The following is a 1,235-nucleotide window of genomic DNA, read 5'->3' as shown; positions in this document are numbered from 1 at the left end:
TTAGACCGATTAGCAAAGGCACAACGAGTATTAGCAAGACGCAATAAAGGTTCTGAGCGTTGGAATAAACAACGTATTCGTGTAGCTAAGTTACATGAGAAAGTGGCCAACCAACGAAAGAATTTCCTTCATCATGAGTCTAAAGAGTTGGCTACTAATTTTGATGTTGTAGCTATTGAAGACCTAAACATGAAAGGAATGTCGCAAGCACTTCATTTTGGAAAAAGTGTCGCAGATAATGGTTGGGGTATGTTCACTTCTTTCTTAGCTTATAAACTAAACGAACAAGGAAAACACTTTGTGAAAATAGACAAATGGTTTCCTTCCACAAAAACATGTAGCGGTTGTGGAAATGTAAAAAGCATGTCATTGTCTGAACGAGTATATTCTTGTGTATGCGGTGTAAATCTCGATAGAGATTATAACGCAGCTATCAATATCAAAAATGAAGCAATACGCCTATTAACGTTAGCGTAAATAGCTATAAAATAACCTTTGGAACAAGGGACTTAGCTCGGCTGTCTTAAGACTAATTCGTTAGCTATCAAAAGTAACGACTAACCGAGAAGCCCCCACTTCAAACAGTCCGTTAGGACGTTAAGTGGCGGGTAGTTCACTATCTTCTTTGTACTTTGCTACATTAACACACCATTACTTTTGAGCTAGTAGCGTCATTCTTTTTATTTCTTCAAATGTAGCTTCGAAATAATGTTTATTCAAATTAATACTAATAACCTTGATAAATGAGCAAAAAGAAAGAGCGTGTTTTGAAAAAAGATTGATTAAAACACACTCTTTCTTTATTTAATTTATAGAAATGAAGGTATAGGAGAGGGCTTTGGATAAGTTACTGGCATAATATACATTACTGTTTCTATTTTATATACCACATAACACTACTATAATCTCCTTTTTAATATAGAAATATCCCTATTTCTATATGTGGATATTTCTATATCCCGTTGCCTTTGTTACAGAAATAAAGGTATAGGAGAGAGCTTTAGATAAGTTGCTGGAATAATATACATTACTGTTTCTATTTTATATACCACATAACACTACTATAATCTCCTTTTTAATATAGAAATATCCCTGTTTCTAAATAGGGATATTTCTATATCCCGTTACCTTTGTTACAGAAATAAAGGTATAGGAGAGAGCTTTAGATAAGTTACTGGAATAATATACATTACTGTTTCTATTTTATATACCATATATCACTCTATAATCTCCTT

General features: G+C 33.1%; 1 protein-coding gene. It reads left to right on the top strand.

The annotated features are described in order from the left end of the window. Positions 1–477 (top strand): RNA-guided endonuclease InsQ/TnpB family protein (locus AC1DTM_RS27285; RefSeq protein ID WP_477001355.1); only part of this gene is annotated, 477 nt, incomplete at its 5' end. Positions 478–1,235: the final 758 nt, after the last annotated feature.

This window comes from Bacillus sp. P4_D3, from assembly GCF_056401855.1.
This window is presented reverse-complemented; position numbering and strand designations above follow the sequence as displayed.